22 protein-coding genes and 1 pseudogene are annotated in these 20,760 nt (G+C 71.2%); 21 read left to right on the top strand and 2 right to left on the bottom strand.

The features are described from left to right. Positions 1-9: 9 nt before the first annotated feature. The 14 genes and pseudogenes from ACQPY0_RS58175 (at position 10) to ACQPY0_RS58110 (ending at position 14,376) form a co-directional block, all read left to right on the top strand. A complete protein-coding gene (locus tag ACQPY0_RS58175; protein WP_432982298.1) occupies positions 10-399 on the top strand; it encodes a hypothetical protein in 390 nt (129 codons plus the stop codon). After that, positions 396-2,084 (top strand): cation acetate symporter, encoded by a 1,689-nt coding sequence (locus ACQPY0_RS58170; protein WP_432982295.1) that lies wholly within the window; start codon positions 396-398, stop codon positions 2,082-2,084. Before ACQPY0_RS58175 ends, ACQPY0_RS58170 begins: the two co-directional genes overlap by 4 nt. A gap of 35 nt (positions 2,085-2,119) precedes the next feature. Continuing rightward, complete coding sequence (locus ACQPY0_RS58165; protein WP_432995868.1) at positions 2,120-2,881, top strand: ABC transporter ATP-binding protein; 762 nt, start codon at positions 2,120-2,122, stop codon at positions 2,879-2,881. Next, positions 2,872-4,608, top strand: a complete 1,737-nt coding sequence (locus ACQPY0_RS58160; RefSeq protein ID WP_432982292.1) for an ABC transporter permease — start codon at positions 2,872-2,874, stop codon at positions 4,606-4,608. The genes ACQPY0_RS58165 and ACQPY0_RS58160 overlap by 10 nt, the downstream gene beginning before the upstream one ends. Positions 4,609-4,623: 15 nt before the next feature. Then, complete coding sequence (locus tag ACQPY0_RS58155; RefSeq protein ID WP_432982289.1) at positions 4,624-5,133, top strand: flavin reductase family protein; 510 nt, start codon at positions 4,624-4,626, stop codon at positions 5,131-5,133. A 168-nt stretch (positions 5,134-5,301) separates the two neighbouring features. Further along, positions 5,302-5,670, top strand: a complete 369-nt coding sequence (locus tag ACQPY0_RS58150; protein ID WP_432982286.1) for a DUF485 domain-containing protein — start codon at positions 5,302-5,304, stop codon at positions 5,668-5,670. Then, a pseudogene (locus ACQPY0_RS58145) lies at positions 5,663-7,151 on the top strand (solute symporter family protein); the annotation flags it as partial. The gene ACQPY0_RS58150 and the pseudogene ACQPY0_RS58145, both read left to right, overlap by 8 nt. 371 nt (positions 7,152-7,522) lie before the next feature. Then, positions 7,523-8,491 carry an NAD-dependent epimerase/dehydratase family protein gene (locus ACQPY0_RS58140; RefSeq protein ID WP_432982283.1) on the top strand — a complete coding sequence of 323 codons (969 nt, stop codon included), beginning with the start codon at positions 7,523-7,525 and terminating at the stop codon, positions 8,489-8,491. 73 nt (positions 8,492-8,564) lie between these two features. Beyond that, entirely contained in the window at positions 8,565-9,806 is a 1,242-nt protein-coding gene (locus ACQPY0_RS58135) for an LCP family protein (protein WP_432982280.1), read from the top strand. 240 nt (positions 9,807-10,046) lie between these two features. Beyond that, positions 10,047-11,228, top strand: a complete 1,182-nt coding sequence (locus ACQPY0_RS58130) for an LCP family protein (RefSeq protein ID WP_432982277.1) — start codon at positions 10,047-10,049, stop codon at positions 11,226-11,228. 27 nt (positions 11,229-11,255) lie between these two features. After that, on the top strand, positions 11,256-11,594 hold the full coding sequence (locus ACQPY0_RS58125) for a rhodanese-like domain-containing protein (protein ID WP_432982274.1): 339 nt from the start codon (positions 11,256-11,258) through the stop codon (positions 11,592-11,594). Continuing rightward, complete coding sequence (locus ACQPY0_RS58120; protein ID WP_432982271.1) at positions 11,575-12,429, top strand: glycerophosphodiester phosphodiesterase; 855 nt, start codon at positions 11,575-11,577, stop codon at positions 12,427-12,429. Before ACQPY0_RS58125 ends, ACQPY0_RS58120 begins: the two co-directional genes overlap by 20 nt. 65 nt (positions 12,430-12,494) lie before the next feature. Continuing rightward, positions 12,495-13,970 (top strand): sensor histidine kinase, encoded by a 1,476-nt coding sequence (locus ACQPY0_RS58115; RefSeq protein WP_432982268.1) that lies wholly within the window; start codon positions 12,495-12,497, stop codon positions 13,968-13,970. 4 nt (positions 13,971-13,974) lie between these two features. Further along, positions 13,975-14,376, top strand: coding sequence for an ATP-binding protein (locus ACQPY0_RS58110; RefSeq protein ID WP_432982265.1), 402 nt, complete (start codon positions 13,975-13,977; stop codon positions 14,374-14,376). A gap of 12 nt (positions 14,377-14,388) precedes the next feature. Here ACQPY0_RS58110 and ACQPY0_RS58105 read toward each other — a convergent pair whose 3' ends face one another. Beyond that, on the bottom strand, positions 14,389-14,613 hold the full coding sequence (locus ACQPY0_RS58105) for a hypothetical protein (protein WP_432982262.1): 225 nt from the start codon (positions 14,611-14,613) through the stop codon (positions 14,389-14,391). 100 nt (positions 14,614-14,713) lie between these two features. On the opposite strand from ACQPY0_RS58105, the gene ACQPY0_RS58100 reads away from it, so the two are divergent. Both ACQPY0_RS58100 and ACQPY0_RS58095 read left to right on the top strand, forming a co-directional pair. Then, positions 14,714-14,848, top strand: a complete 135-nt coding sequence (locus tag ACQPY0_RS58100; protein WP_432982260.1) for a hypothetical protein — start codon at positions 14,714-14,716, stop codon at positions 14,846-14,848. Between the two features lie 309 nt (positions 14,849-15,157). After that, positions 15,158-16,045, top strand: coding sequence for a DUF5926 family protein (locus tag ACQPY0_RS58095; protein WP_432982257.1), 888 nt, complete (start codon positions 15,158-15,160; stop codon positions 16,043-16,045). A 21-nt stretch (positions 16,046-16,066) separates the two neighbouring features. Here the strand turns inward: ACQPY0_RS58095 and ACQPY0_RS58090 are convergent, their stop codons facing one another. Next, positions 16,067-17,230, bottom strand: coding sequence for an arginine deiminase (locus ACQPY0_RS58090; RefSeq protein ID WP_432982254.1), 1,164 nt, complete (start codon positions 17,228-17,230; stop codon positions 16,067-16,069). A 192-nt stretch (positions 17,231-17,422) separates the two neighbouring features. Between ACQPY0_RS58090 and ACQPY0_RS58085 the strand changes: the two genes are divergently transcribed. The 5 genes from ACQPY0_RS58085 (at position 17,423) to pheA (ending at position 20,627) form a co-directional block, all read left to right on the top strand. Further along, positions 17,423-18,124: a nuclease-related domain-containing protein gene (locus ACQPY0_RS58085; RefSeq protein ID WP_432982251.1), complete on the top strand. Its 702-nt coding sequence runs from the start codon at positions 17,423-17,425 to the stop codon at positions 18,122-18,124. 97 nt (positions 18,125-18,221) lie between these two features. Then, positions 18,222-18,656: a hypothetical protein gene (locus ACQPY0_RS58080; RefSeq protein WP_432982248.1), complete on the top strand. Its 435-nt coding sequence runs from the start codon at positions 18,222-18,224 to the stop codon at positions 18,654-18,656. A gap of 64 nt (positions 18,657-18,720) precedes the next feature. Next, a complete protein-coding gene (locus ACQPY0_RS58075) occupies positions 18,721-19,113 on the top strand; it encodes an ACT domain-containing protein (RefSeq protein WP_432982245.1) in 393 nt (130 codons plus the stop codon). A 36-nt stretch (positions 19,114-19,149) separates the two neighbouring features. Further along, entirely contained in the window at positions 19,150-19,659 is a 510-nt protein-coding gene (locus ACQPY0_RS58070) for a hypothetical protein (RefSeq protein ID WP_432982242.1), read from the top strand. 14 nt (positions 19,660-19,673) lie between these two features. Beyond that, complete coding sequence (gene pheA / locus ACQPY0_RS58065) at positions 19,674-20,627, top strand: prephenate dehydratase (protein ID WP_432982239.1); 954 nt, start codon at positions 19,674-19,676, stop codon at positions 20,625-20,627. Positions 20,628-20,760 lie beyond the last annotated feature (133 nt).

Here is a 20,760-nt window from a genome sequence, read left to right as displayed (position 1 = left end):
CTGCGGTCCATGGAGCCGCCAACTCCGCGTGTCCGTGTGGTGCTCGGTGACGTCTCCCGTGCCCCGATCCACCCGGCCCGCGCCAGGGCGGAGCTGGAGGAGCAGAGCCCGGTCGGCGCGGCGCTGGCCCGCGGCCTGGTCCGGGCGCAACTGTCCGTGGCCGTGCGGCTCTCCGCCGTGGTCGCGCTCGGGCTCGGCGGGCTGCCGCTGCTCTTCGCCGCCGTGCCGGCCGTCGCGCACGCCCGCCTCTTCGGCGTCTCGCTGCCCTGGCTGCTGCTCGGCGTGCTGGCGTTCCCCTTCCTCTACCTGGTCGGCGCCGTCTACGTGCACCTGGCCGAGCGGAACGAGCAGGAGTTCCTGGCCCTGGTCGAGGACCGCGGCCAGCACCCGGCGCCATGAGTGTCATCGCCGTCGTCCTGGTCACCCTGGTCACGGTCGCCATCGGCCTCTACGGGCTGCGCTTCGCCCGTACGACCTCGGACTTCCTGGTCGCCTCGCGGATGGTCAGCCCGACCTGGAACGCGGCCGCGATCGGCGGGGAGTACCTGTCGGCGGCGAGCTTCCTCGGCGTCGCCGGCCTGGTGCTCAAGCACGGCGTCGACCTGCTGTGGTACCCGGTCGGGTTCACCGCCGGCTACCTCGCGCTGCTGCTGTTCGTCGCCGCCCCGCTGCGCCGCTCGGGCGCGTTCACGCTGCCGGACTTCTGCGAGGTGCGGCTGGCCTCCAAGCGGCTGCGCAAGCTCGCGACCGCGTTCGTGATGTTCATCGGCTGGCTGTACCTCGTGCCGCAGTTCCAGGGTGCCGGGCTCACCCTGCAGACCGTGACCGGGGCGCCCTACGCGCTCGGTGCGCTGCTGGTCGGGGTGGTGGTGACCCTCAACGTCGCCCTCGGCGGCATGCGGTCCATCACGTTCGTGCAGGCGTTCCAGTACTGGCTGAAGCTCACGGCCCTCGCGGTGCCCTTCGTGTTCCTGCTCATGCAGTGGCAGCACGACGGCCGGCCCGCCCTGAGCCCGCCCGACGGGCCCCGCTTCCCCGCCGTGACGAGCGTCGAGATCGAGCATGACACCCGGATGACGATCGCCGAGCCGACCGCCGTCACCGGCCACGGGCTCGTCGACGGCGTGCTGATCGACGGTCCGCTACTGCTCACCGTGGGCGAGCATGCGGCCACGGAGGGCACTCTTCTGGTCTTTTCTCAGGCCGCAGCGGTACCGCAGGTGGCCGCCGTCACCGCGGACTCCCCCACCGACTGGCTCCTACCCGGCGGGAACGCCCAGGACCTCTTCGCCACCTACTCGCTCATTCTCGCCACGTTCCTGGGCACCATGGGCCTGCCGCACGTCCTCGTGCGCTTCTACACCAACCCCGACGGGGCGGCCGCGCGGCGCACCACGCTCGTCGTGCTCGGCCTGGTCGGCGTGTTCTACCTGACCCCGACCCTCTACGGCGCGCTCGGCCGAATCTATACCCCGCAGCTGCTCATGACCGGCAACACCGACGCGGTCGTGCTTCTGCTGCCCTCCGCGGCGCTCGGCGGCAACGTAACCGGCCGGCTACTGAGCGCGCTCGTGGCCGCCGGCGCGTTCGCCGCGTTCCTGTCCGCCTCCTCGGGCCTGCTCACCAGCGTCGCCGGGGTGCTGTCCACGGACGTGCTCGGCCACGGGTCGGTCCGCGACTTCCGCCGCTCCGCGCTGGTGGCCGGCGTCGTACCCCTCCTGCTCGCCCTCTTCGTGGCAAGCCTCGACGTCTCGCAGGTCGTCGGGCTCGCCTTCGCCGTCGCGGCCTCGAGCTTCTGCCCGCTGCTGGTGCTCGGCATCTGGTGGCGCGGCCTGACCGCGGTCGGCGCGGCCGCCGGGATCGTCGCCGGCGGCGGGGCGGCCGTGTTCGCCGTCCTGCTGACCGTGCTGGGCGGGCCGCTCACGGGCTGGGCCGGGGTGCTGACGACCCAGCCGGCCGCATGGTCCGTACCTCTGGCCTTTCTGGTCATGATTCTGGTCTCTCTGCTGACAAGGCACCGGTTGCCGGCCGGCGTCGGAACGATCATGCTTCGCCTGCACGCGCCCGATGCGCTGCGTTTGTAGTGGCCAAGGTGGACCGCGTGACCTACGTTCAGAATGTGACAGGCGAGCCGGGTTCGGCTCTCGCGCTGCGGGGGCTCACGAAGCGTTTCGACGACAAGGTGGCGGTGGCGGGCGTCGATCTCGACGTACCGACCGGATCGTTCTTCGGTCTTCTGGGGCCCAACGGCGCCGGCAAGACCACATCGCTGTCCATGGCGGTGGGCCTGCTGCGCCCCGACGCGGGCCACGCTTACGTGCTCGGCCACGACGTCTGGTCCGATCCCGTCGAGGCCAAGCGGCGCCTGGGCGCGCTGCCGGACTCCGCGCGGATGTTCGACCGGCTCTCGGGCAGCGAGCTGCTGGCCTACACCGGCCTGCTGCGCGGTCTGCCCCAGGACGTCGTCGACGCCCGCGCCGCGGAGCTGCTCGACGTGCTCGGCCTCGCCGACGCCGGCCGCACCCTCGTGGTCGACTACTCCGCCGGCATGAAGAAGAAGATCGGCCTGGCCTGCGCGATGCTGCACGCGCCGCGGCTGCTCGTGCTCGACGAGCCCTTCGAGGCCGTCGACCCGGTCTCCGGCGCCCTGATCCGCGACATCCTGATCCGTTACGTGCGCAACGGCGGGACGGTCATCTTCTCCAGCCACGTGATGGCCGTCGTGGAGAAGCTCTGCACGCACATCGCGATCCTGGCCGACGGGCAGATCAAGGTCGTCGGCACCACGGACGAGGTCCGCGGCGGCCGCGAGCTCGAGGACGTCTTCGTCGACGTGGTCGGCGGCCGGGTCGCCACCGGCGCGGAGCTGTCGTGGCTGTGATCCCCCAGCAACGGCCTCCGTTCGAGCAGGGGCCGGCGCCGATCGCCACGGGGCGCCCCAAGGTCTCGTATTTCGTCCGCCTCAAGCTTCGCATCCTGCGCAACTCGCTGCGCCCCGGGCGCGCCCACCGCGACGACTCGGCCCGCAAGCGCCTCGGCCGCCACTCGCGGCTGATCCTGTTCATCCTCGGCGCGCTGTTCGGCCTGTGGGCCGCGTTCGGCGGCTTCGCCGTCTTCGCCGCCGCCAGTCTCGCCGACGATCACCTGCGCCCGACGGTCGCCGCCTTCTCCGGCGCCGCCGTCGTGCTCGCCTGGATCTTCGTGCCGCTGCTGTTCTTCGGCGTCGACGAGACCCTCGACCCGGCCCGCTTCGCCCTGCTGCCGGTCCCGCGCCCCACCCTGGTCACCGGCATGCTCGCCGCCGCCTTCGTCGGCATCCCGCCGGTCGTCACCCTGCTCGCCACGCTCGGCTCGGTGGTCGGCGCCGGCCTCGACGGCGGGATCGGGGCCGCACTGGTCGCGGTGCTCGGCGCGCTGGTCGGCCTCGGCCTGTGCGTGGCCGCGAGCCGCGCGGTGACGAGCGCGTTCGCGCGGATGCTGCGCTCGCGGCGGGTCCGCGACCTGGCCGCGCTGCTGATCGCGCTGCTGGGCATCTCGTGCAACCCGGTGTTCCAGCTCGTGATCGCGCTCGTCCAGCGCGGCGAGTCCCGCCAGGCGACCGTGATCGGCGAGGTGCTGTCGTGGACGCCGCTGGGGGCGCCCTACGTGGCCTACGTCGACGCGATCGAGGGCGACTGGCCGCTGGTCCTGCCCCGGCTGCTGATCGGGGTCGCCGGCATCGTGCTCCTGCTGTGGTGGTGGCTGAACACGATCGAGTCGGCGATGGTCGGCACCGCCGCCGGGCCGGGCGCCGCCCGCCGCAACGGGCCCGCCGCCGCGCCGGTCCGCGCGTTCATCCCGCGCATCGTGCGCTTCCTGCCGCCGGGCCGCTTCACCGCGCTGCTGGCGCGCGAGCTGCGATACTGGCTGCGCGACCCCCGCCGCCGGGCCAGCCTGATCTCCCTGCTGGCCGCCTCGGTCGTCATCCCGTTCGCGTTCACCTTCGGCCTCAACGGCGGCGAGCACCGTAACGCGTCGCTGGGCGAGGGCGCGCTGGTCTTCTCGCTGATGTTCGCCGGCGCCTTCGTGGGCCTGGCCCTGGTCAACCAGTTCGGCAACGACGGCACGGCCTACGCCCTGCACATGCTGACCGCCGTCCCCGGCCAGGTCGAGCTGGCGGCGCGCGCCCTGGCCGCGGGCATCCTGACCTTCCCGCTGCTCGTCGTCGGCGCGACGGTCGCGTCCGTGCTCAGCGGGCACGTCGCACACCTGCCGGCCGCGCTGGGGGTGGGCCTGTGCTCGTACGGCATCTCGGTTGGCGCGGCCGGCCTGACGTCGGTCCTGGCCCCCTACCCGATGCCCGACTCCACGAACCCGTTCGCGATGAACAGCGGCCGCGGCGGCGCCAAGGGCCTGCTGTCCTTCGTGAGCATGCTCGCGACCTGGCTGCTGACCGCGCCGCTGGCGGCGGCCTACGCGCTGCTGCCGGACGCGCTGAGCTGGATCCTGCTCCCGCTCGGCGTGGCGTGGGGCTTCGCGGTGGCCTGGCTCGGCACGCGCCTGGCCGGCAACCTGTTGCAGCGCCGGGCGCCCGAAGTTCTGGCGGCGATCACCCCGAGGCGGGCCTGAGGCGAGAATGGGGACGTGAGCATCCACGCCTCGGACCCGTTCGCGACGCCGGACGAGCTCAAGTCGCCGATCCGCAGGCTGCGCGGCCGCCTGCCGTCCGGCGTGACGCTGTGGACCGCCACCGGCACGCGCCGGGGCGAGCAGGGCCTGACGGTCTCCTCGACGCTGGTGGCGGACGGCGATCCGGGCCGGGTCTTCGGCCTGATCGACGAGGAGAGCGACCTGTGGGAGGCCCTCGAGGAGAGCGGCCGCTTCGCGGTGGCGCTCCTGGAGTCCGCCGACCGCCAGCTGGCCGATCGCTTCGCGGGTCTGCTGCCGGCCCCCGGCGGCCTCTTCGCCACGGGCGACTGGGAGCGCACGGACTTCGGCCCGGTGCCGCCCGGCCACACCTGGGCGGCCTGCCGCCTGGCCGGCGCCGAGCCCAAGGGTTGGTCGCTGCTGGTCGAGGCCGTGATCGAGCGGATCACCCTGCCCGACGCGCCGGCCGAACCTCTGATCCACGAGCGCGGCCGCTACCGCCGCTGAGAAGTTTCGATACTACCGGTAACCGGTGTGACGGGTGTCACTCGGCGCAGGGGTGATGCCGTTCGGCGCACCCGGAGTACCGATGCGGGGTAGAGACTTTTATAGATGCCTGCCGGCTTTCTAGCGTGCGCGGTTACCCGCACCCCTAACGGCAGGTGGTGATCAACCATGAGCACCGAGACCCCGGCGTCCGCGGAGACCGGCGAGAACCGTTACGTCGCCGTCGCGCGCTCGCCGGAGTTCGACACGCTGCGGCGCGCGCTGCGGCGCTTCGTGTTTCCGGTTTCCGTCGCGTTCCTCGTCTGGTACGCGCTGTACGTCCTGTTGTCCGCCTACGCCCGCGACTTCATGAGCACCAAGGTCGTCGGGCACATCAACGTGGCCCTGATCTTCGGGCTCCTGCAGTTCGTATCGACGTTCCTCATCGCCTGGCTCTACGCGCGCTACGCCGAGCGGTCCATCGACCCGCTCGCCGACGACCTGCGGGCCCGCATCGAGGGCGCCCCGGCTACGGAGGAGGGGGACAGCGATGCCTGACCAGCAGTACCTGGCCGCGGTCTCGGTGGGCACGCAGCGCACGCTGACGCTCACGATGTTCGTGATCCTGGTCGCCGTCACGCTGGCGATCACGGTCTGGGCCAGCCGGCAGACCCGCAGCGCGGCGGACTTCTACGCCGGTGGGCGCTCGTTCAGCGGCTTCCAGAACGGCATGGCGATCGGCGGCGACTACATGTCGGCGGCGAGCTTCCTCGGCATCGCCGGCATCATCGCGCTCAACGGGTACGACGGCTTCCTGTACAGCATCGGCTTCCTGGTCGCCTGGCTGGTCGCGCTGCTGCTGGTCGCCGAGCTCATGCGCAACTCGGGCCGGTACACGATGGCCGACGTGCTCGCCTTCCGCATGCGGCAGGCTCCGGTGCGCACGGCGGGCAGCATCTCGACGATCATCGTGTCGATCTTCTACCTGCTGGCGCAGATGGTCGGCGCCGGTGCGCTGGTCGCCCTGCTGCTGGGCATCAAGGCCGGCGACACGTTCCTGGGCATGAGCACCGAGACGGCGAAGATCGTCACGATCGCGCTCATCGGCGTGCTGATGATCGTGTACGTCACCGTCGGTGGCATGAAGGGCACGACCTACGTGCAGATCGTCAAGGCGTTCATGCTGATGATCGGCGCTCTGGTCCTGACCCTGCTCGTGCTCGCGCACTTCAAGTTCAACCTGTCGAGCCTGCTCGGCGAGGCGGCCGCGAAGTCGGGCCGCAACCCGGCGGAGGTGTTCCTGGAGCCGGGGCTGCGCTACGGCCGCGAGTTCGCCGGCAACGCCACGGCGACCCTGGTCAGCAAGCTGGACCTGATCTCGCTCGGCCTGGCCCTGGTCCTCGGCACCGCCGGCCTGCCGCACATCCTGATCCGGTTCTACACCGTCCCCAACGCCAGGGCGGCCCGCAAGAGCGTCGTCTGGGCGATCGGCCTCATCGGCGTGTTCTACCTGATGACCCTGGCGCTGGGCTTCGGCGCCGCGGCGCTGGTCGGCCGCCAGGCGATCGTCGCGCAGGACGCGGCCGGCAACACCGCGGCCCCGCAGCTGGCGCAGGAGCTGGGCCGGCGGTACCTCGGGGGTGACTTCGGCGGATCGCTGCTCCTGGCGATCATCGCCGCCGTCGCCTTCGCCACCATCCTGGCGGTCGTCGCCGGGCTCACCCTGGCGTCGTCGTCCTCGCTCGCGCACGACCTCTACGCCAACGTGATCAAGCGGGGCCAGACGGACGAGCGGCAGGAGGTCGTCGTCGCGCGGTACTCCGCCTTCGTCATCGGCGCCGTCGCCATCGTGCTCGGCATCGTCGCCCGCAACCTCAACGTCGCGTTCCTGGTGGCCCTCGCGTTCGCGATCGCCGCGTCGGCGAACCTGCCGGCGATCCTGTTCTCGCTGTTCTGGAAGCGGTTCAACACCCGCGGTGCGACCTGGGGCATCTACGCCGGGCTCATCTCGGCCGTCGGCGTGGTGCTGCTCAGCCCGATCGCCTGGGGCGGGGTCAGCGACGCCCGCACCCCGGCGACGCTCACCGCGGCCCAGGCCAAGGACTGCGGCGTGGCCCAGGACAGCAAGCAGGTGTCCAACGCCACCGCGCTGTTCAGCTGCACGACCGCAGCACCGATCCCGCTGGAGAACCCGGGCCTGATCTCGATCCCGATCGGGTTCATCTTCGCCGCCATCGGGGCGCTGACCAGCAAGGAGCGGGACGAGGACAAGTACGCGGAGCTGGAGGCCCGGTCACTGACCGGCGCCGGCGCGCACTGAGAATCAAGATCCAGATACACCCGGTAAGGCCGGGTCCGGGGCGCCTGCCGGGGCTCCGGGCCCGGCTCGGGAACCGCTAGGCTGTCGGGCATGGTCGTTCCGCAGCGTTACGGCGAGGGTCACCGCGTCCTGCTGACCGGTGGTGCCGGGTTCGTCGGCTCTCACCTCGCCGATGCCCTGATCGCCCGGGGGGCCGAGGTCGTCGTCGTCGACAACTTCCTCACCGGGAGCAAGGACAACGTCGCGCACCTCGAGAGCCACCCGCGTTTCACGCTGGTGGAGGCCGACGCCACCGAGCCGCTGCCGGCCGTCGAGGCGCTCGCCGCGCGGTTCGACGCGATCATGCACTTCGCGTCGCCGGCCAGCCCGACCGACTTCGAGTCGCTGCCGGTGGAGATCCTGCGGGTCGGCTCGCTCGCGACCCTGCAGCTGCTGGAGCGGGCCGTTGCCGACGGGGCGCGGTTCATTCTGGCCTCGACGTCGGAGGCCTACGGCGACCCCCTGGTTCACCCGCAGCCGGAGACCTACTGGGGCAACGTCAACCCGATCGGCATCCGCAGCGTCTACGACGAGGCCAAGCGCTTCTCGGAGGCGGCCGTCATGGGCTACCACCGCGGCCGCGGCGCCGACGTGGGCATCGTGCGGATCTTCAACACCTACGGCGAGCGCATGCGCCCCGACGACGGGCGCGCGATCCCGACCTTCATCTCCCAGGCGCTGCGCGGCGAGCCGATCACGGTTCACGGCACCGGCACCCAGACCCGCTCGATCACCTACGTCTCGGACCTCGTCCGCGGCATCCTCGCGCTGCTCGACTCGCACGAGACCGGCCCGATCAACTGCGGCACCACCCACGAGATGACCATGCTCGAGCTCGCCGAGTCGATCGTGCGGATTTGCGACAGCACCTCCCGCGTGGCGCTCATCGCCCGGACGGCGGACGACCCCGAGCGGCGCCGGCCCGACCTGACCAAGGCGCGTGAGCTGCTTGGATACGAGCCGGAGATCGGCCCGGAGGAGGGGCTGGCGCGCACGGTGGAGTATTTCCGCAACCGCTGACACTCTCCCGGGTTCGTGCCGCGCCCACCGCGGTTACGTGGCTCGACGGCGTCGGGTTCGTATCGTGGTTGCTATGCCCACCACGCCTGCTTCACGTGGCCCGTCCTCGGGTCGGGCCTCGGTGCCCGGCGCGCTCGCATCGACGTCGGGCGGTCGTGCCCGCGTCTCCGCAGCCAACGGCCCCGCCGGCTCCGCGTCGTCGGGCGTGTACGGCCGGCCGAAGACGCCGCCACCGCCGAACCGCGGGGGTGGCCGCACGCCCGGTAACGGCGCGGAGTACTCCGGTCGCAAGAAGATCCGGCCGCGCTGGGGCCGCATCGCCCTGGTGGCCGGCGCCGGCATCCTCGTGCTGGCGCTGCTGGCCGGCCTCGGCGGCTTCATCTACTACAAATACGTCGACTCCGGCCTCAACCGCGACGACCCGTTCTCGCAGATCACCGACGGTCGCCCGCCGAAGGTGGCCGACGGCGCGCTGAACATCCTGCTGCTGGGCAGCGACTCCCGCGACCCCGACAACAAGGGCAAGGCGGGCGAGTGGCGCACCGACACGATGATCATGCTGCACATCCCGGCCGACCACAAGCACGCCTACCTGATCTCGATGCCGCGCGACCTCTACGTGCACATCCCGAAGAGCAAGACGACGCAGTACGGCAACACGAACGCGAAGCTCAACGCCTCCTTCTCGTGGGGTGGCACGCCGCTGACGGTGCAGACGATCGAGGAGTACACGAAGGTCCGCATGGACCACGTCCTGCTCATCGACTTCGGCGGGTTCAAGCAGGTCATCGACGCCCTCGGCGGCATCGACATGAACATCGAGAAGGACATCACCTCGATCCACCCGCCGAAGCGGCAGTTCAAGAAGGGCATGAACCACCTCAACGGCGACGAGGCGCTGGACTACGCGCGGCAGCGTTACCAGTTCGCCGACGGCGACTTCGCCCGCATGCGTCACCAGCAGGAGATGATGAAGGCCATCCTCGACAAGGCCGTCAGCTCCGGCACGGTGTCGAACCCGGGCAAGCTCAACTCGTTCCTCAAGGCGGTCACCAAGGCGATGACCGTGGACAAGGACTTCTCGCTGGCCGACATGGCGCTGCAGTTCCGCAGCCTGCGCAGCGACGACCTGACGTTCCTGGTCAGCCCGAACGACGGCAGCAAGATGATCAACGGCGAGGACGTCGTGGTGCCGAACAAGGAGAAGGCGGCGGCGCTCCACGAGGCCGTGCGCAACGACAAGATGGCGGACTGGATGGCGGCCAACGGGCCGAAGCCGTCCACGGCGCCGTCGGCGAAGGCTACTACCAAATAGATGTGAGAAATCGGGCAAGCCCGGGCATGTCTTCCCTTGGCGAGGGTTGCATGCTCGGGCTGTCGTGTAGATCTCATTGCCCAAACGTCCAGTGAACGATAGAAATCGGCTGTTTGGACGGCTTCGGGAAGCACACGCCCGGTCCGCGGGCGCGCGGACTTCTCGCCGCGAACGTAGACTCAGATGAATCCCGCCCGACGTGCGGGCGGGCGGCCTCGGGGGCAGCGCATGCTTGGGGAGTTGGACGACACCGCCGGTGCCTCCACTGTGCGCGAACCTCGCCCGGGCCAGAATAACGCGAAAAGTGCGAAAAGGCCCGGATCCGCGCCATCTGCGAAGAAGCCGAAACTTCCCGGGCACGACCCGATCTGGGCGCGGCTGCTCATCATCCTCGGCGTCGCGATCGTGCTGGTCTCCGGCACCGCGGTCGCCGGCGTCACCTTCCTCAACCAGCGCTACACCGCGAGCATCAACCAGCGGACCCTGCTGGGCGACAACTCGCGGGCCGGCAACGCCGACGAGGGGACCCGGCACCGCGCCGTCGACGGGCCGCTCAACTACCTGCTGCTCGGCTCCGACCTGCGCGCGCTCGACCCCGAGGACGGCCAGCGCTCGGACTCGATCATCATCCTGCACATCCCGGCCACGATGGACCGCGCCTACCTGCTGTCCATCCCACGCGACCTGCGGGTGAAGATCCCCTCGTTCGCGCCGACCGGCTTCACCGGCGCGTCGCACGAGAAGATCAACGGCGCCTTCCAGTACGGCGGGGGTGGCGAGGGCGGCGTCCAGCTGCTCGCCGAGACGCTGCACAGCCTGCTCGGCATCCAGTTCGACGGCGCCGCGATCGTCGACTTCGAGGGCTTCAAGACCGCGGTCGACCTGCTCGGCGGCGTCGACATGTGCATCGACCAGAAGGTCACCTCGATCCACCTCGGCTGGGACGACAAGGGCAACTACCTCTCGCCCGCCGACGGCGGCCACCCGGCCATCTACGAGCCCGGCTGCCACCACCTCGAGTCATGGCAGGCGCTCGACCTGGTCCGGCAGCGCAAGAGCCTCGCCAACGGCGACTACGACCGCCAGAAGAACCAGCAGAAGTTCATCCGGGCGATGCTCACCAAGGCGCAGCAGAAGGACCTCACCACCAACCCGATCGCGCTGGACAAGTTCATCCGCGCGATCGGCCAGGCGCTCACCGTCGACACCAACGGGGTGTCGCTGGCCGACCTGATGTTCGCACTGCGCAATGTGAGCCCGAACAACCTCATGGGCCTGCAGGTGCCGTCGGAGCCCCAGGACATCGGCGGGATCTCCTACGTCGTGGCCCTGCCCGAGTCCGAGGGCCTCTACACCGCGATGCGCGGGGATCTGCTCGACTCGTGGGCGGTGGAGAACCCCACCTGGGTCAACCACATGTAGTCACGGTCGCGCGGGTAACCTGATCCGGTGTTCAGGCGACCCTCCATCCCGGCGGTCTCGGCCGGGGACGTACCGGACGAAGCCTTCCTCCTCGACGTGCGCGAGGACGACGAGTGGGCGGCCGGCCACGCGCCGGGCGCCGTGCACGTGCCCATGATGGAAATACCGGCGCGGCTCGGCGACATCCCCGCCGACCGCGACGTGTTCGTGGTCTGCCGGGTCGGCGGCCGCTCCGGCCAGGTCGTGGCGTTCCTGCAGCAGAACGGGCTGGACCGCACGATCAACCTCGACGGTGGCATGCAGAGCTGGGCCGCGGCCGGGCGCCCGATGGTGAGCGAGGACGGCGGTGCTCCCCGGGTCATCTGAGCTGTCGGAGGACTACCGGCCGCTCGTCTTCGCCCACCGGGGCTCCTCGCGCCGTCACGCCGAGCACACCCTGGACGCGTACCTGCTCGCCATCGAGGAGGGCGCCGACGGGCTGGAGTGTGACGTCCGGCTCACCCGCGACGGCCACCTGGTGTGCCTGCACGACTCCCGCATCGACCGCACCAGCGACGGCCGCGGCCGGGTCAGCACCCAGACGCTCGCCGAGCTCGACCGGTTCGACTTCGCCTCCTGGCGCGCCGACCTGCCCGACTCGCCCGACGAGCTCATGATCGACCGCTACCGGGTCGACGACCGCTGGCGGAGCAAGGTCCTGACGCTCGACCGGCTCCTCGGCGTGGCCACCGACGCCGGTCGCCCGATGCGGCTGCTCATCGAGACCAAGCACCCGGTCCGCTACGGCGGCACCGTGGAGCTCGCGCTGCTCAAACTGCTGCGTCGGTACGGCCTGGAGCGCCCGGACCTCGAGCGCCCGCTGCAGGTCACCATGATGTCGTTCTCGGCCAACGCGGTGAAGCGGGTCCGGCAGCTGGCGCCGGCGCTGCCCACCGTCATGCTCATCGACGTCTGGTCGGTGCCGAGCCGCATCGGCTGGCTCCCGCCCGGCAGCACGATCGGCGGGCCCGGGGTGCAGCTGCTGCGGGCGTCTCCCGAGCTGGTCGAGCGCCTGCACCGGCGCGGGTTCCCGGTCTACGTGTGGACGGTGAACGAGCCCGACGCGGTCGACCTGGTGACCAAGCTGCGCGTGGACGGCATCATCTCCGACCGGCCCGCATACGTCATCGAACGCCTGCGTGAGATGGGTCATCGCGATTAGCCAAGGCTGATACAAGTTTTACGCACAACCTTTTCATGCGCGGCGCGGAGAGGCAGACTCGCACCATGGTCGATGCTGGTCCGCTGGTCTTCAGCGGTCTCGCCGAGGTGGCGGAGGAGCTGAACTCCGGCGGCGGCGGCCTCACCGGCCTGCAGCGCTCCGTCGAGGTGGCAGCCGCGGCCACCGGGGCGACCGGCGCGGCCTTCGTGGAATACGCGCAGGAGACCGGCCGGGTCGTCGCGGCAGCCCTGGAGCTTTCGTGGTCGCTCGGGCGCCCGATCGACCTCATCCACCCGGCGGTGCGGGGGATCCTGCAATACGGCTCGCGCGTCCGCGAGTTCCCGAGCAGCCTCATCGGCACCGCGGGCGGCCAGCAGCTGGACAGCCGCGGCCTGCACCGCGTGATGGCCGTCGAGGCCACCGCCAACGGCACGGCGGTCGGGGTGCTGCTGGTGAGCTTCCGCGACGCGGAGGGGGCCGCGGACGAGCGGCAGCGCTCGGCACTGCGGTTCGTGGCCTCGCTGATCGCGTTGCAGTACGGCCTGGGCCGCGGCCTGCCCGTCTACAGCGACGCGCCCGCGGTCCGGCCCGCCTCCGAGCCGTTCGCGGTGCTCGACGCCGCGCACCGGGTCCGCTCCTGGAACCCGCCGGCCGCGCTGCTGACCTCCCGCCCGGCCGACACCGCGATCGGGGAGCCGTGGCCGTTCCCGCTGCCGGCCGCCGACGAGGCTGTCGAGCATCAGCTGCCCAGCGGCACCTGGATCGAAATCCGCGCCGCCCGCGTGCCGGACTCCGAGGACCTCGCGGTGTCGTTCCGCGCGCGGCCGGACCAGCCGCCAGAGGGGCACGACCTGTTCATCGCGCTGACCGGGCACGAGCTGCGCACGCCGATCACGGTGATCCGGGGATACGTCGACACGCTCGTCGACCACTGGGAGTCCCTGCCCGAGGATGCGCGCCGCGAGGCGATCAACGTCGTCGGCCAGCGCGCCCGCGAGCTGAGCCGCCTGGTCGACCGCCTGCTCAACGCGGTCGGCGACGACGGCGCGGCGATCGACTCGGCCACGCTGCTGCCCTTCGACCTCGTGGAGTCGCTCGGCGCCGCGGTCGACGAGCTCAACGCCGAGCAGCGCCGGTCGTTGACGGTGTCGCTGCCGCGGACGCTGCCCAAGACCCGCGGCGACCGTGCGAGCCTCGCCACCGTACTGGCGGAATTGGTCACCAATGCGGGTAAATACTCGCCAAATTGGGTAGAGATCGAGCTGACCGCGGGTGCGGACCCGCAGACAGTCTGGTTTCGTGTGTCGGACCGGGGCGTCGGCATCCGCCCCGAACACGTCGAGCGCGCGTTCGACCGGTTCTGGCAGCTGGAGACCGGCGCCCAGCGCACGGGCGGCGGCGTCGGGCTGGGGTTGTACCTCGTCCGCCGGATCGTCGAGCGTCAACATGGATGGGTATCATTGCGACCACGTCGAGGGGGAGGGACTGTCGCCGAGGTGCGACTGCCCCGAGCTGACGCCGACGGCCCCGGGGAGGCTTGAGAGCGTGTCCACAACCGTCGCGGAACCGCGCGCCTGGTGCGTCGTGGTGCCCCACCACGCCCGGGGCGCGCATGTGGCCCGCCACCGCCTCGCCGACGAGCTGGACGCCCTGATCCCGGCGGACCGGCTGGACGACGCGATCGCGATCGCGGCCGAGCTGGTGGGCAACGCGGTCCGTCACGCCGCCCCGCTGCCGGGCGACGTCATCCGCGTGGCCTGGCGCCTGCTGACCGACGGCACCCTGGAGATCCGCGTGACCGACGGCGGCTCCCCCGCGGGGCCCCAGCTGCGTGTCGCCGCTCCGGACGCCGTGGACGGACGCGGGCTGACGATCGTGGCGGCGCTGGCTACCGGTTGGGGCGTCGAGCGCGACGGCCTGGGTCAGTGCGTCTGGGCGACCCTCTGATGGTTTGGCACGTTATGTCGGGCGCTGCCGCGCCGCGACATAACGGATTTTTCGCCTGACAGAGCATATATCCGACAGGTCGTGGCGGCCCGGCTTGTCGCGAGATGGCCGGATGTCGGCAACCGACGGCAAATGCCCGGTCACCGTGGCCGGCGCACCCGGAGGCAACCGGCCGATCTGGCCTGCGCCGATTGTCGCCAGGTGAAGTTCACGACGGGTCGTGAACGCGGCATTCATCCCATCCACTCCAGGTCATTCCGGCCATCGGAAGATGACGCCCTCCCCCTGTGCACGTACGGTGACCCGCATCGGATCCGTGCCGAGAGGAGGTGACGAGATGGAGTCCATCGCCCGGGAAGTCGGGCGGACGGTCCGGGAAGTCCTGCGAGACTGGCCACGGACCATCCGCGCGACGATCCTGCTAGCGGTTGCCGCCGCAGCATGGATCAGCTACCACCTGCTCGCCAAGTAGTAGACGCTTGCATCGTAAGCGTCGCCCGGTCGCTGACCCAAGGGATGGGCCTCCTCACTCATGTGAGCACCTCCGGTGCGGAGGCCTGCCCGAGCCGGTTGTCGCGCGCCGGGCACCGCCGTCGCGGGCGGAGGGTCACCGCCCGGCCGGGATCGCTCCGCCATGCCACCACCATCTCGACCCCGCAAGCCCCGCGGTGTGGTGATAAATCGGAAATGTCGGTTATCGGAGACCGGGGCGGGTGCGTGACGCGCCGTTGGGTGGTGGTGTGCGGCGGTCCGTGGGAGGGAAGGCCTAGGCTGGATCGCCGTGAGCAAGCGTGCGAAGACCCCCCGTGGCCGGGGCGGCAGCGGCGAGAAGCGCGAGAAGATCCGGGACGTGTACGTCGGGCGGCCCTTCGAGGGGCTGGCCTCCGAGCCGGAGTGGATCGCGCTGCGGGAGCTGGTGCCGGCCGCCTCGGCGCCGTTGAAGCTGGCGCCCGCGTTCGCCGAGAAGTACGGCGACCGGCCCGTCACCCTCGCCACCGTGCTGCCGATGGCCTGGCCCGCCATGACCAAGCCCGACGGGCGCGTGCTGATCGGACTGCAGCGCCATGTGCAGTCCGGCGACGTCTCGCGCGACCTCGCCGTGGCGCTGCAGTGCGCGCTGGAGACCCCGCCCGGCAAGACCGTCGACATTCCGGCGCTGCCCGGCGTCGGCGACCGGCTGCAGGACGTGATCGAGAATGCCCCGCTCGACATCACGATGCACACCGGCTTCGAGTTCTGGCTCGACGAGGACGCCGCCGAGGACCCCAATGTGCGGGCGTCGCTGGAGCGGGCCAACGCGAGCATCTTCCCGACCGTGAAGCTGGCCGCGGCGCCGGCGACCTACTGGTGCCAGGTGACCGACCGCTCCCACGTGCGGCTGGTGCTCGGCGACGACGAGGACCGGGCGCTCGACGCGCTGTCGCGCCTGTCGGCCGGCGGTGGGCTGCTGCTCGGCGACAACACCAAGTTCGCCGGCATGTTCCGGGCGCACGGGCTGCTGGCGCCGGTCTGGGACCTGCCGCTGGACGTCGAGGCCGAGGCGTGGGAGACGCCGGTGACGCAGTTCAGCAAGCGGTACCACGAAGCGCTCGCCGTCACCGAACCCCTCACGGCCGCCGAGCGCCGCAGCAAGCAAGGCCTGCTGGGACGGCTGCAGCCGCTGCGCTGAGCTCCGGCAGTACCGAATAAATCAGGCCCGATGGATCGGGGCGGACATGCAGCGTGGTCCGCCCCGGCCCGAACCCAGCTCGGAGCCGGGAATCCGGATGACCTCGATCCCCTGCCGTTCCAGCTGCGCGTTGGTCTCGATGTTGCGCTCGTAGGCGACGCACAGCCGCGGCGCGATCGCCAGCGTGTTGTTGCCGTCGTCCCACTGCTCGCGCTCGGCCGTCACCGGGTCGAGGCCGGTGTCGATGACCCGCAGGGTGTCGATGCCCATCGCCCTCGCGGCGGCGATGAGGAACGGCTCCGGGCCGGTGCACGCCTCGGCCGTGAGCGTCCACGCCCGCAGGTCGGCGGCGACGTTCGGATACATCACGACGGCGTCGACGTCCACCATCGTGCACACGGTGTCGAGGTGCATCGTCGCGCGCTCCTGCGCGATCGGGACGACCAGGACCGTGTGCGCGAGCCCCGCGGTGAAGCAGCGCCGGGCGAGCCGCTCGGCGCCCGACGGGCGGGTCCGCTCGCCGACGCCGACCGCCAGCACGCCCGGGGCGAGCAGCAGCACGTCCCCGCCCTCCAGATGCTCCAGGGAGGGGTCGTACAGCAGTGTGGTGCCGCCGAAGCGAGGGTGGTGCCGGTAGATGGCGTGCGTGAGCGTCGTCTCCCGCCGGCGGGCGTGCATCGCCAGGCTCGTCACCGCCACCTGCGGGCCGATCCACACGGATGAGTCCCGCGTGAACAGCAGGTTGGGCAGCGGGTCGATGACGAAGTCGCCGGGCGCCATGAGGGCGTGCACGAGCCCGCTGCCGGAGCCCAGCTCGGCCCGGCTCAGGCCGGCGATCAGCGTCGTGGCCAGCTCCGCCGGGGACAGCCCGGCCAGGTGGGCCGCGACGTGCTCGCGCAGGGTGTCGCCGAGGCGGACGTCGGCCAGGGCCGCGGCGCTGACCTCGGCGCGGGCGGCCTCCACGGCGAGCGTCTCGGCGAGCAGGGTGGCGACGTAGAGCACCTCGACCCCGCGTGAGCGCAGCGCGGCCGCGAACGTGTCGTGCTCCTCCTGGGCACGCCCCACCCACGGGATGCCGTCGAAGAGGAGCGAGTCGTTGTTGCGCGGCGTCAGCCTGGCCAGCTCCGCCCCGGGCCGGTGCAGCAGCACCGTGACCAGGTTGCCGACCTCTGTGTCGACACTCATAGGGTCACCCTAACGGTCGATCCGATATCGTCTGGTTGTCGCTATGTGAAATTCATGATGGGCCGTGAATGTGGCATTCATCCCAGTCACTCCATGTCATTCCGGCTACTCCATGATGCCGAGTGGGGGTCCGCTCACGTACGGTGTTGGGACACACACGCAACCGAAGCGGCGACATCGGAGGTGTGCGAGATGACCGACGTCCTGTACCGCGGTCAAGATTCGCAGCCCGAAGGGTACGAAGATCGCGTCATCGTCGACGCGGGCCGGCCGTCCCCCATCGACTGGGTTCGTTCCCGCCGGGCCGAGCGCGAGACGCGCCGGGAGGAAGTGGCGCACAGCCGCCTCTACCGCCGGATCGGCACCCTCATCGGCCACCTGGGCGACGAGTGGCACGTGCTGGACCTGCGCGAGCTCGGCGGCTCCGAGCGCTCCGGCTTCCTCGCCGTGGGCCCGGGTGGCGTCTTCGCCGTGACCGTCAAGGACCACGGGCGCAGCCGCGTCGCGTTCGCGGGTGACGTCGTGCAGATCGACGGCAAGCGGCCGCGCTACGTCGAGGAGGCCCGCCTCGAGGCGCGCGCCGTCTCCGAGGCGCTCTCCCGCAGTGCCGGCGTGTCGATCCCGGTGATGCCGGTGCTCGCGTTCGCCGGGACCGGAAAAATCAGCTTCTACGGCGTGCCGAAGGGCTGCCTGGTCACCGCATACCACGAGCTGCCCCGGGTCCTCAACGCCCGCGGTCACCGGCTCGCGGCCGGGACGGTCGACAAGGTGTTCGCCCTGGCCATGCACCCCACGACCTGGTATGAGGCGGGCTACGACGGGCTGGCGGAGGACTACCGCTGGTATCCCGACGGCGAAGAGGTGGGCACTGACAAGCGGGGTCACTCGGAGTAGCCTTCTCGGGGTGGCCGGACGCGATGCGATGAGGATTGACGATCGGGCCAGGATGCCGAGTGTTCGCATTCGCACGACCGGTGCCTGAGGAGACACGGTGGCGCAGCACGTCGAAATCTCCATCGCGGGCCTCCCGCCGACCGACCCGGGCCTGGATCGCTGGGGCACGACCGTCGACGGAGCCGCCGAGCCCTGCCTGGTGATCGACGCCGAGCAGGTCGTGGTGGCGATGTCGGTGTCGTTCGAGAAGATGCTGGGCCTGGCCGAGTCCCCGGTCGGCCGCCCGCTGCTCGGGGAGGACGAGCACGAGGGCGTGCTGCGGCTGCTCGACTTCGGCGACGGCATGGCGCTGGAGCAGACCGAGGTCGCCCGCACGCCCACGCTGATGGCGCTGACCTCGGGCCGGCTCGCCCGCGGGCTGATCCGCCTCCGGTGCGCCCAGGGCCCGTGCACCTTCGACGCCATCGCCACGCCGCTGGTCGAGGACGAGGCCGTGGTGGGCTCGCTGACCTTCTTCTCAGCGATCAGCTGAAATAGAGAGTTACCGTCGTCACGCATACCGCCACGTTGCGCGTTCAGACCGTAATCTCCTTGTCATGCTGGACCTTGCGCTCCTGCCGGGCGATTACGCGATCTGCCGCTTGCCGGCCGGATCGCCCGTGCCCACCGGGTTCGCGGAGGCCGCCGCGTCCGGCACCGAGGTCTTCTCGGTGACCTGGACGCCCGAGGAGGTGTCGATCCTCTGCCCGGCCGACCGGGTGCCGGCCGGGGCCGCGGTCGAGACCCCCTGGCGGTGCCTGCGGGTCGCCGGGCCGGTCCAGCTCGCATTGACGGGCATCCTCGCCTCGATCATCTCGCCGCTGGCCGACGCGCGGGTCAACATCTTCGCCTTCTCGACGTACGACACCGATTATCTGCTGGTGCCGGCCGTGCGGCTGGGCGAGGCCATGGCCGCGCTCGGTGCGGCCGGTCACCGCGTCACGACCTGACTTTTCGCGGCCGTCCGGCGCTCCTACGATGTGCCCATGCGAACCGGGGCGGCCGTGCTGGGGATCGTCATCCTTGGATTGCTGCTGGGCGCGTGCCGACATCCGACCGAGTCCGCGCCGCCCCCGCCGAAGCCCAGCCTGATCAGCCAGCAGCCGCTGGTGCCGGTGTTCCCGCCGACCGAGGAGCCGCCGGTGCCGAGCCGGACGCCGTCCCCGAGCCGCAGCGGGTCGCCCAGCCCGACCGGGTTCTCCGAGGCATACGTGAGCTACTGCAACGGCCGCCCCAGCGGCGATCAGGTCATCGCCGCCGTCCGGCGCTTCCGCTCCAACCTGCCCTCCGGCAGCGGCGTGTCGGTGCAGAAGGCGCCGGAGTGTGCCGGCATCTGGCAGTACACCGTGCTGAACGTGGCCGAGAGCGAGCCGCTGCAGGTCATCACCAAGGGTGACCCGGCGTCGCTGACCGTCGTGACCCTCGGAACCGATCCGTGCACGGTCGAGGTGCGCGCGGCCGCACCCCCCGCCCTGCTGGGCACGGTTGGTTGCTGACTACGCTGGGTGGTATGCCTGGTGTGCCGCCGACGCGGTTCGTGTACCTGGGGCCCGAGGGCACCTTCTCCGAGCAGGCGCTCAAGATGATCCCGGCGGCGGCCCGCGGGGTGCTGACCGCCGCCCGCAGCGTCCCCGAGTGCCTCGAGGCCGTCCGCGGCGGCGACGCCGACGCGGCGCTCGTGCCGCTGGAGAACTCCATCGGCGGCCAGGTCGGCGTGACGCTGGACGAGCTCGCGGGCGGCGATCCGCTGGTCATCACCCGCGAGGTGATCCTGCCGGTGCAGTTCGTCCTGGCCACCCGGCCCGGCGACGCCGACCGGCCGCTTTCGGCGATCCGCTCGGTCGCCGCGCACCCGCAGGCCGGCGCGCAGTGCCGCCGGTGGCTGTTCGAGCACGTCCCCGGCGCGACCGTGCTCGACGTGCTGTCCAACGCGACCGCCGCGATCGGCGCGGCCGAGGGTGAGTTCGACGCGGCGGTCTGCGCGCAGATCGGCGCCGAGCGATACGGCCTGCACGTCCTGGCCAAGGACATCGCCGACAACCCGGACGCGATGACCCGCTTCGCGCTCGTCTCCCGCCCGGGGCCGCCGCCCACCCCGACGGGCGACGACCTGACGACCCTCGCGGTCTACATCGCCCACGACCGCGTCGGCGCGCTGCTGGCCGTGCTCACCGAGTTGTCGGTGCGCGGGATCAACCTGACCCGGATCGAGTCGCGGCCGACGGGCGAGCGGCTGGGTCGATACGTCTTCTTCCTCGACTGCGGCGGGCACGTCGCGGACCTGCAGATGGGCGAGGCACTGCAGGCGCTGCGGCGCATCTGCGCCGATGTGCGGTTCCTGGGGTCGTACCCGCGTGCCGCCCACGACGGGCCGCCACCGCACCCGGCCCCGGGGCTGTCCGACGCCGACTTCGCCGACGCGGCCGCCTGGCTCTCCCGCCTTCGCCAGGGCGAAACGTCGTAGCTGACCGAACCGGCTCCGGGCCTGTCGGGCGCTCGTTCCGCCTGGGCGAGACGTCATGAGGCCAAAGTCTCTCGGCCGCATTTTGCCCACCGCCGCCCGGCTGTCCCGGTATCGCGGGGACGAGGCGTCACGA

Source organism: Dactylosporangium sp. CA-233914, assembly GCF_050942935.1.
GTDB lineage: Bacteria > Actinomycetota > Actinomycetes > Mycobacteriales > Micromonosporaceae > Dactylosporangium.
This window is presented reverse-complemented; position numbering and strand designations above follow the sequence as displayed.

What these genes read in the sequence shown, in the direction of transcription:
- ACQPY0_RS58135 (WP_432982280.1), top strand. Translation starts at nt 8,565, where the DNA reads ATGCCCACCACGCCTGCTTCACGTGGCCCGTCCTCGGGTCGGGCCTCG.
- ACQPY0_RS58175 (WP_432982298.1), top strand. Translation starts at nt 10, where the DNA reads ATGGAGCCGCCAACTCCGCGTGTCCGTGTGGTGCTCGGTGACGTCTCC.
- ACQPY0_RS58075 (WP_432982245.1), top strand. Translation starts at nt 18,721, where the DNA reads ATGCTGGACCTTGCGCTCCTGCCGGGCGATTACGCGATCTGCCGCTTG.
- ACQPY0_RS58105 (WP_432982262.1), bottom strand. Translation starts at nt 14,613, where the DNA reads ATGAATGCCGCGTTCACGACCCGTCGTGAACTTCACCTGGCGACAATC.
- pheA (WP_432982239.1), top strand. Translation starts at nt 19,674, where the DNA reads ATGCCTGGTGTGCCGCCGACGCGGTTCGTGTACCTGGGGCCCGAGGGC.
- ACQPY0_RS58140 (WP_432982283.1), top strand. Translation starts at nt 7,523, where the DNA reads ATGGTCGTTCCGCAGCGTTACGGCGAGGGTCACCGCGTCCTGCTGACC.
- ACQPY0_RS58150 (WP_432982286.1), top strand. Translation starts at nt 5,302, where the DNA reads ATGAGCACCGAGACCCCGGCGTCCGCGGAGACCGGCGAGAACCGTTAC.
- ACQPY0_RS58100 (WP_432982260.1), top strand. Translation starts at nt 14,714, where the DNA reads ATGGAGTCCATCGCCCGGGAAGTCGGGCGGACGGTCCGGGAAGTCCTG.
- ACQPY0_RS58070 (WP_432982242.1), top strand. Translation starts at nt 19,150, where the DNA reads ATGCGAACCGGGGCGGCCGTGCTGGGGATCGTCATCCTTGGATTGCTG.
- ACQPY0_RS58170 (WP_432982295.1), top strand. Translation starts at nt 396, where the DNA reads ATGAGTGTCATCGCCGTCGTCCTGGTCACCCTGGTCACGGTCGCCATC.
- ACQPY0_RS58085 (WP_432982251.1), top strand. Translation starts at nt 17,423, where the DNA reads ATGACCGACGTCCTGTACCGCGGTCAAGATTCGCAGCCCGAAGGGTAC.
- ACQPY0_RS58115 (WP_432982268.1), top strand. Translation starts at nt 12,495, where the DNA reads ATGGTCGATGCTGGTCCGCTGGTCTTCAGCGGTCTCGCCGAGGTGGCG.
- ACQPY0_RS58090 (WP_432982254.1), bottom strand. Translation starts at nt 17,230, where the DNA reads ATGAGTGTCGACACAGAGGTCGGCAACCTGGTCACGGTGCTGCTGCAC.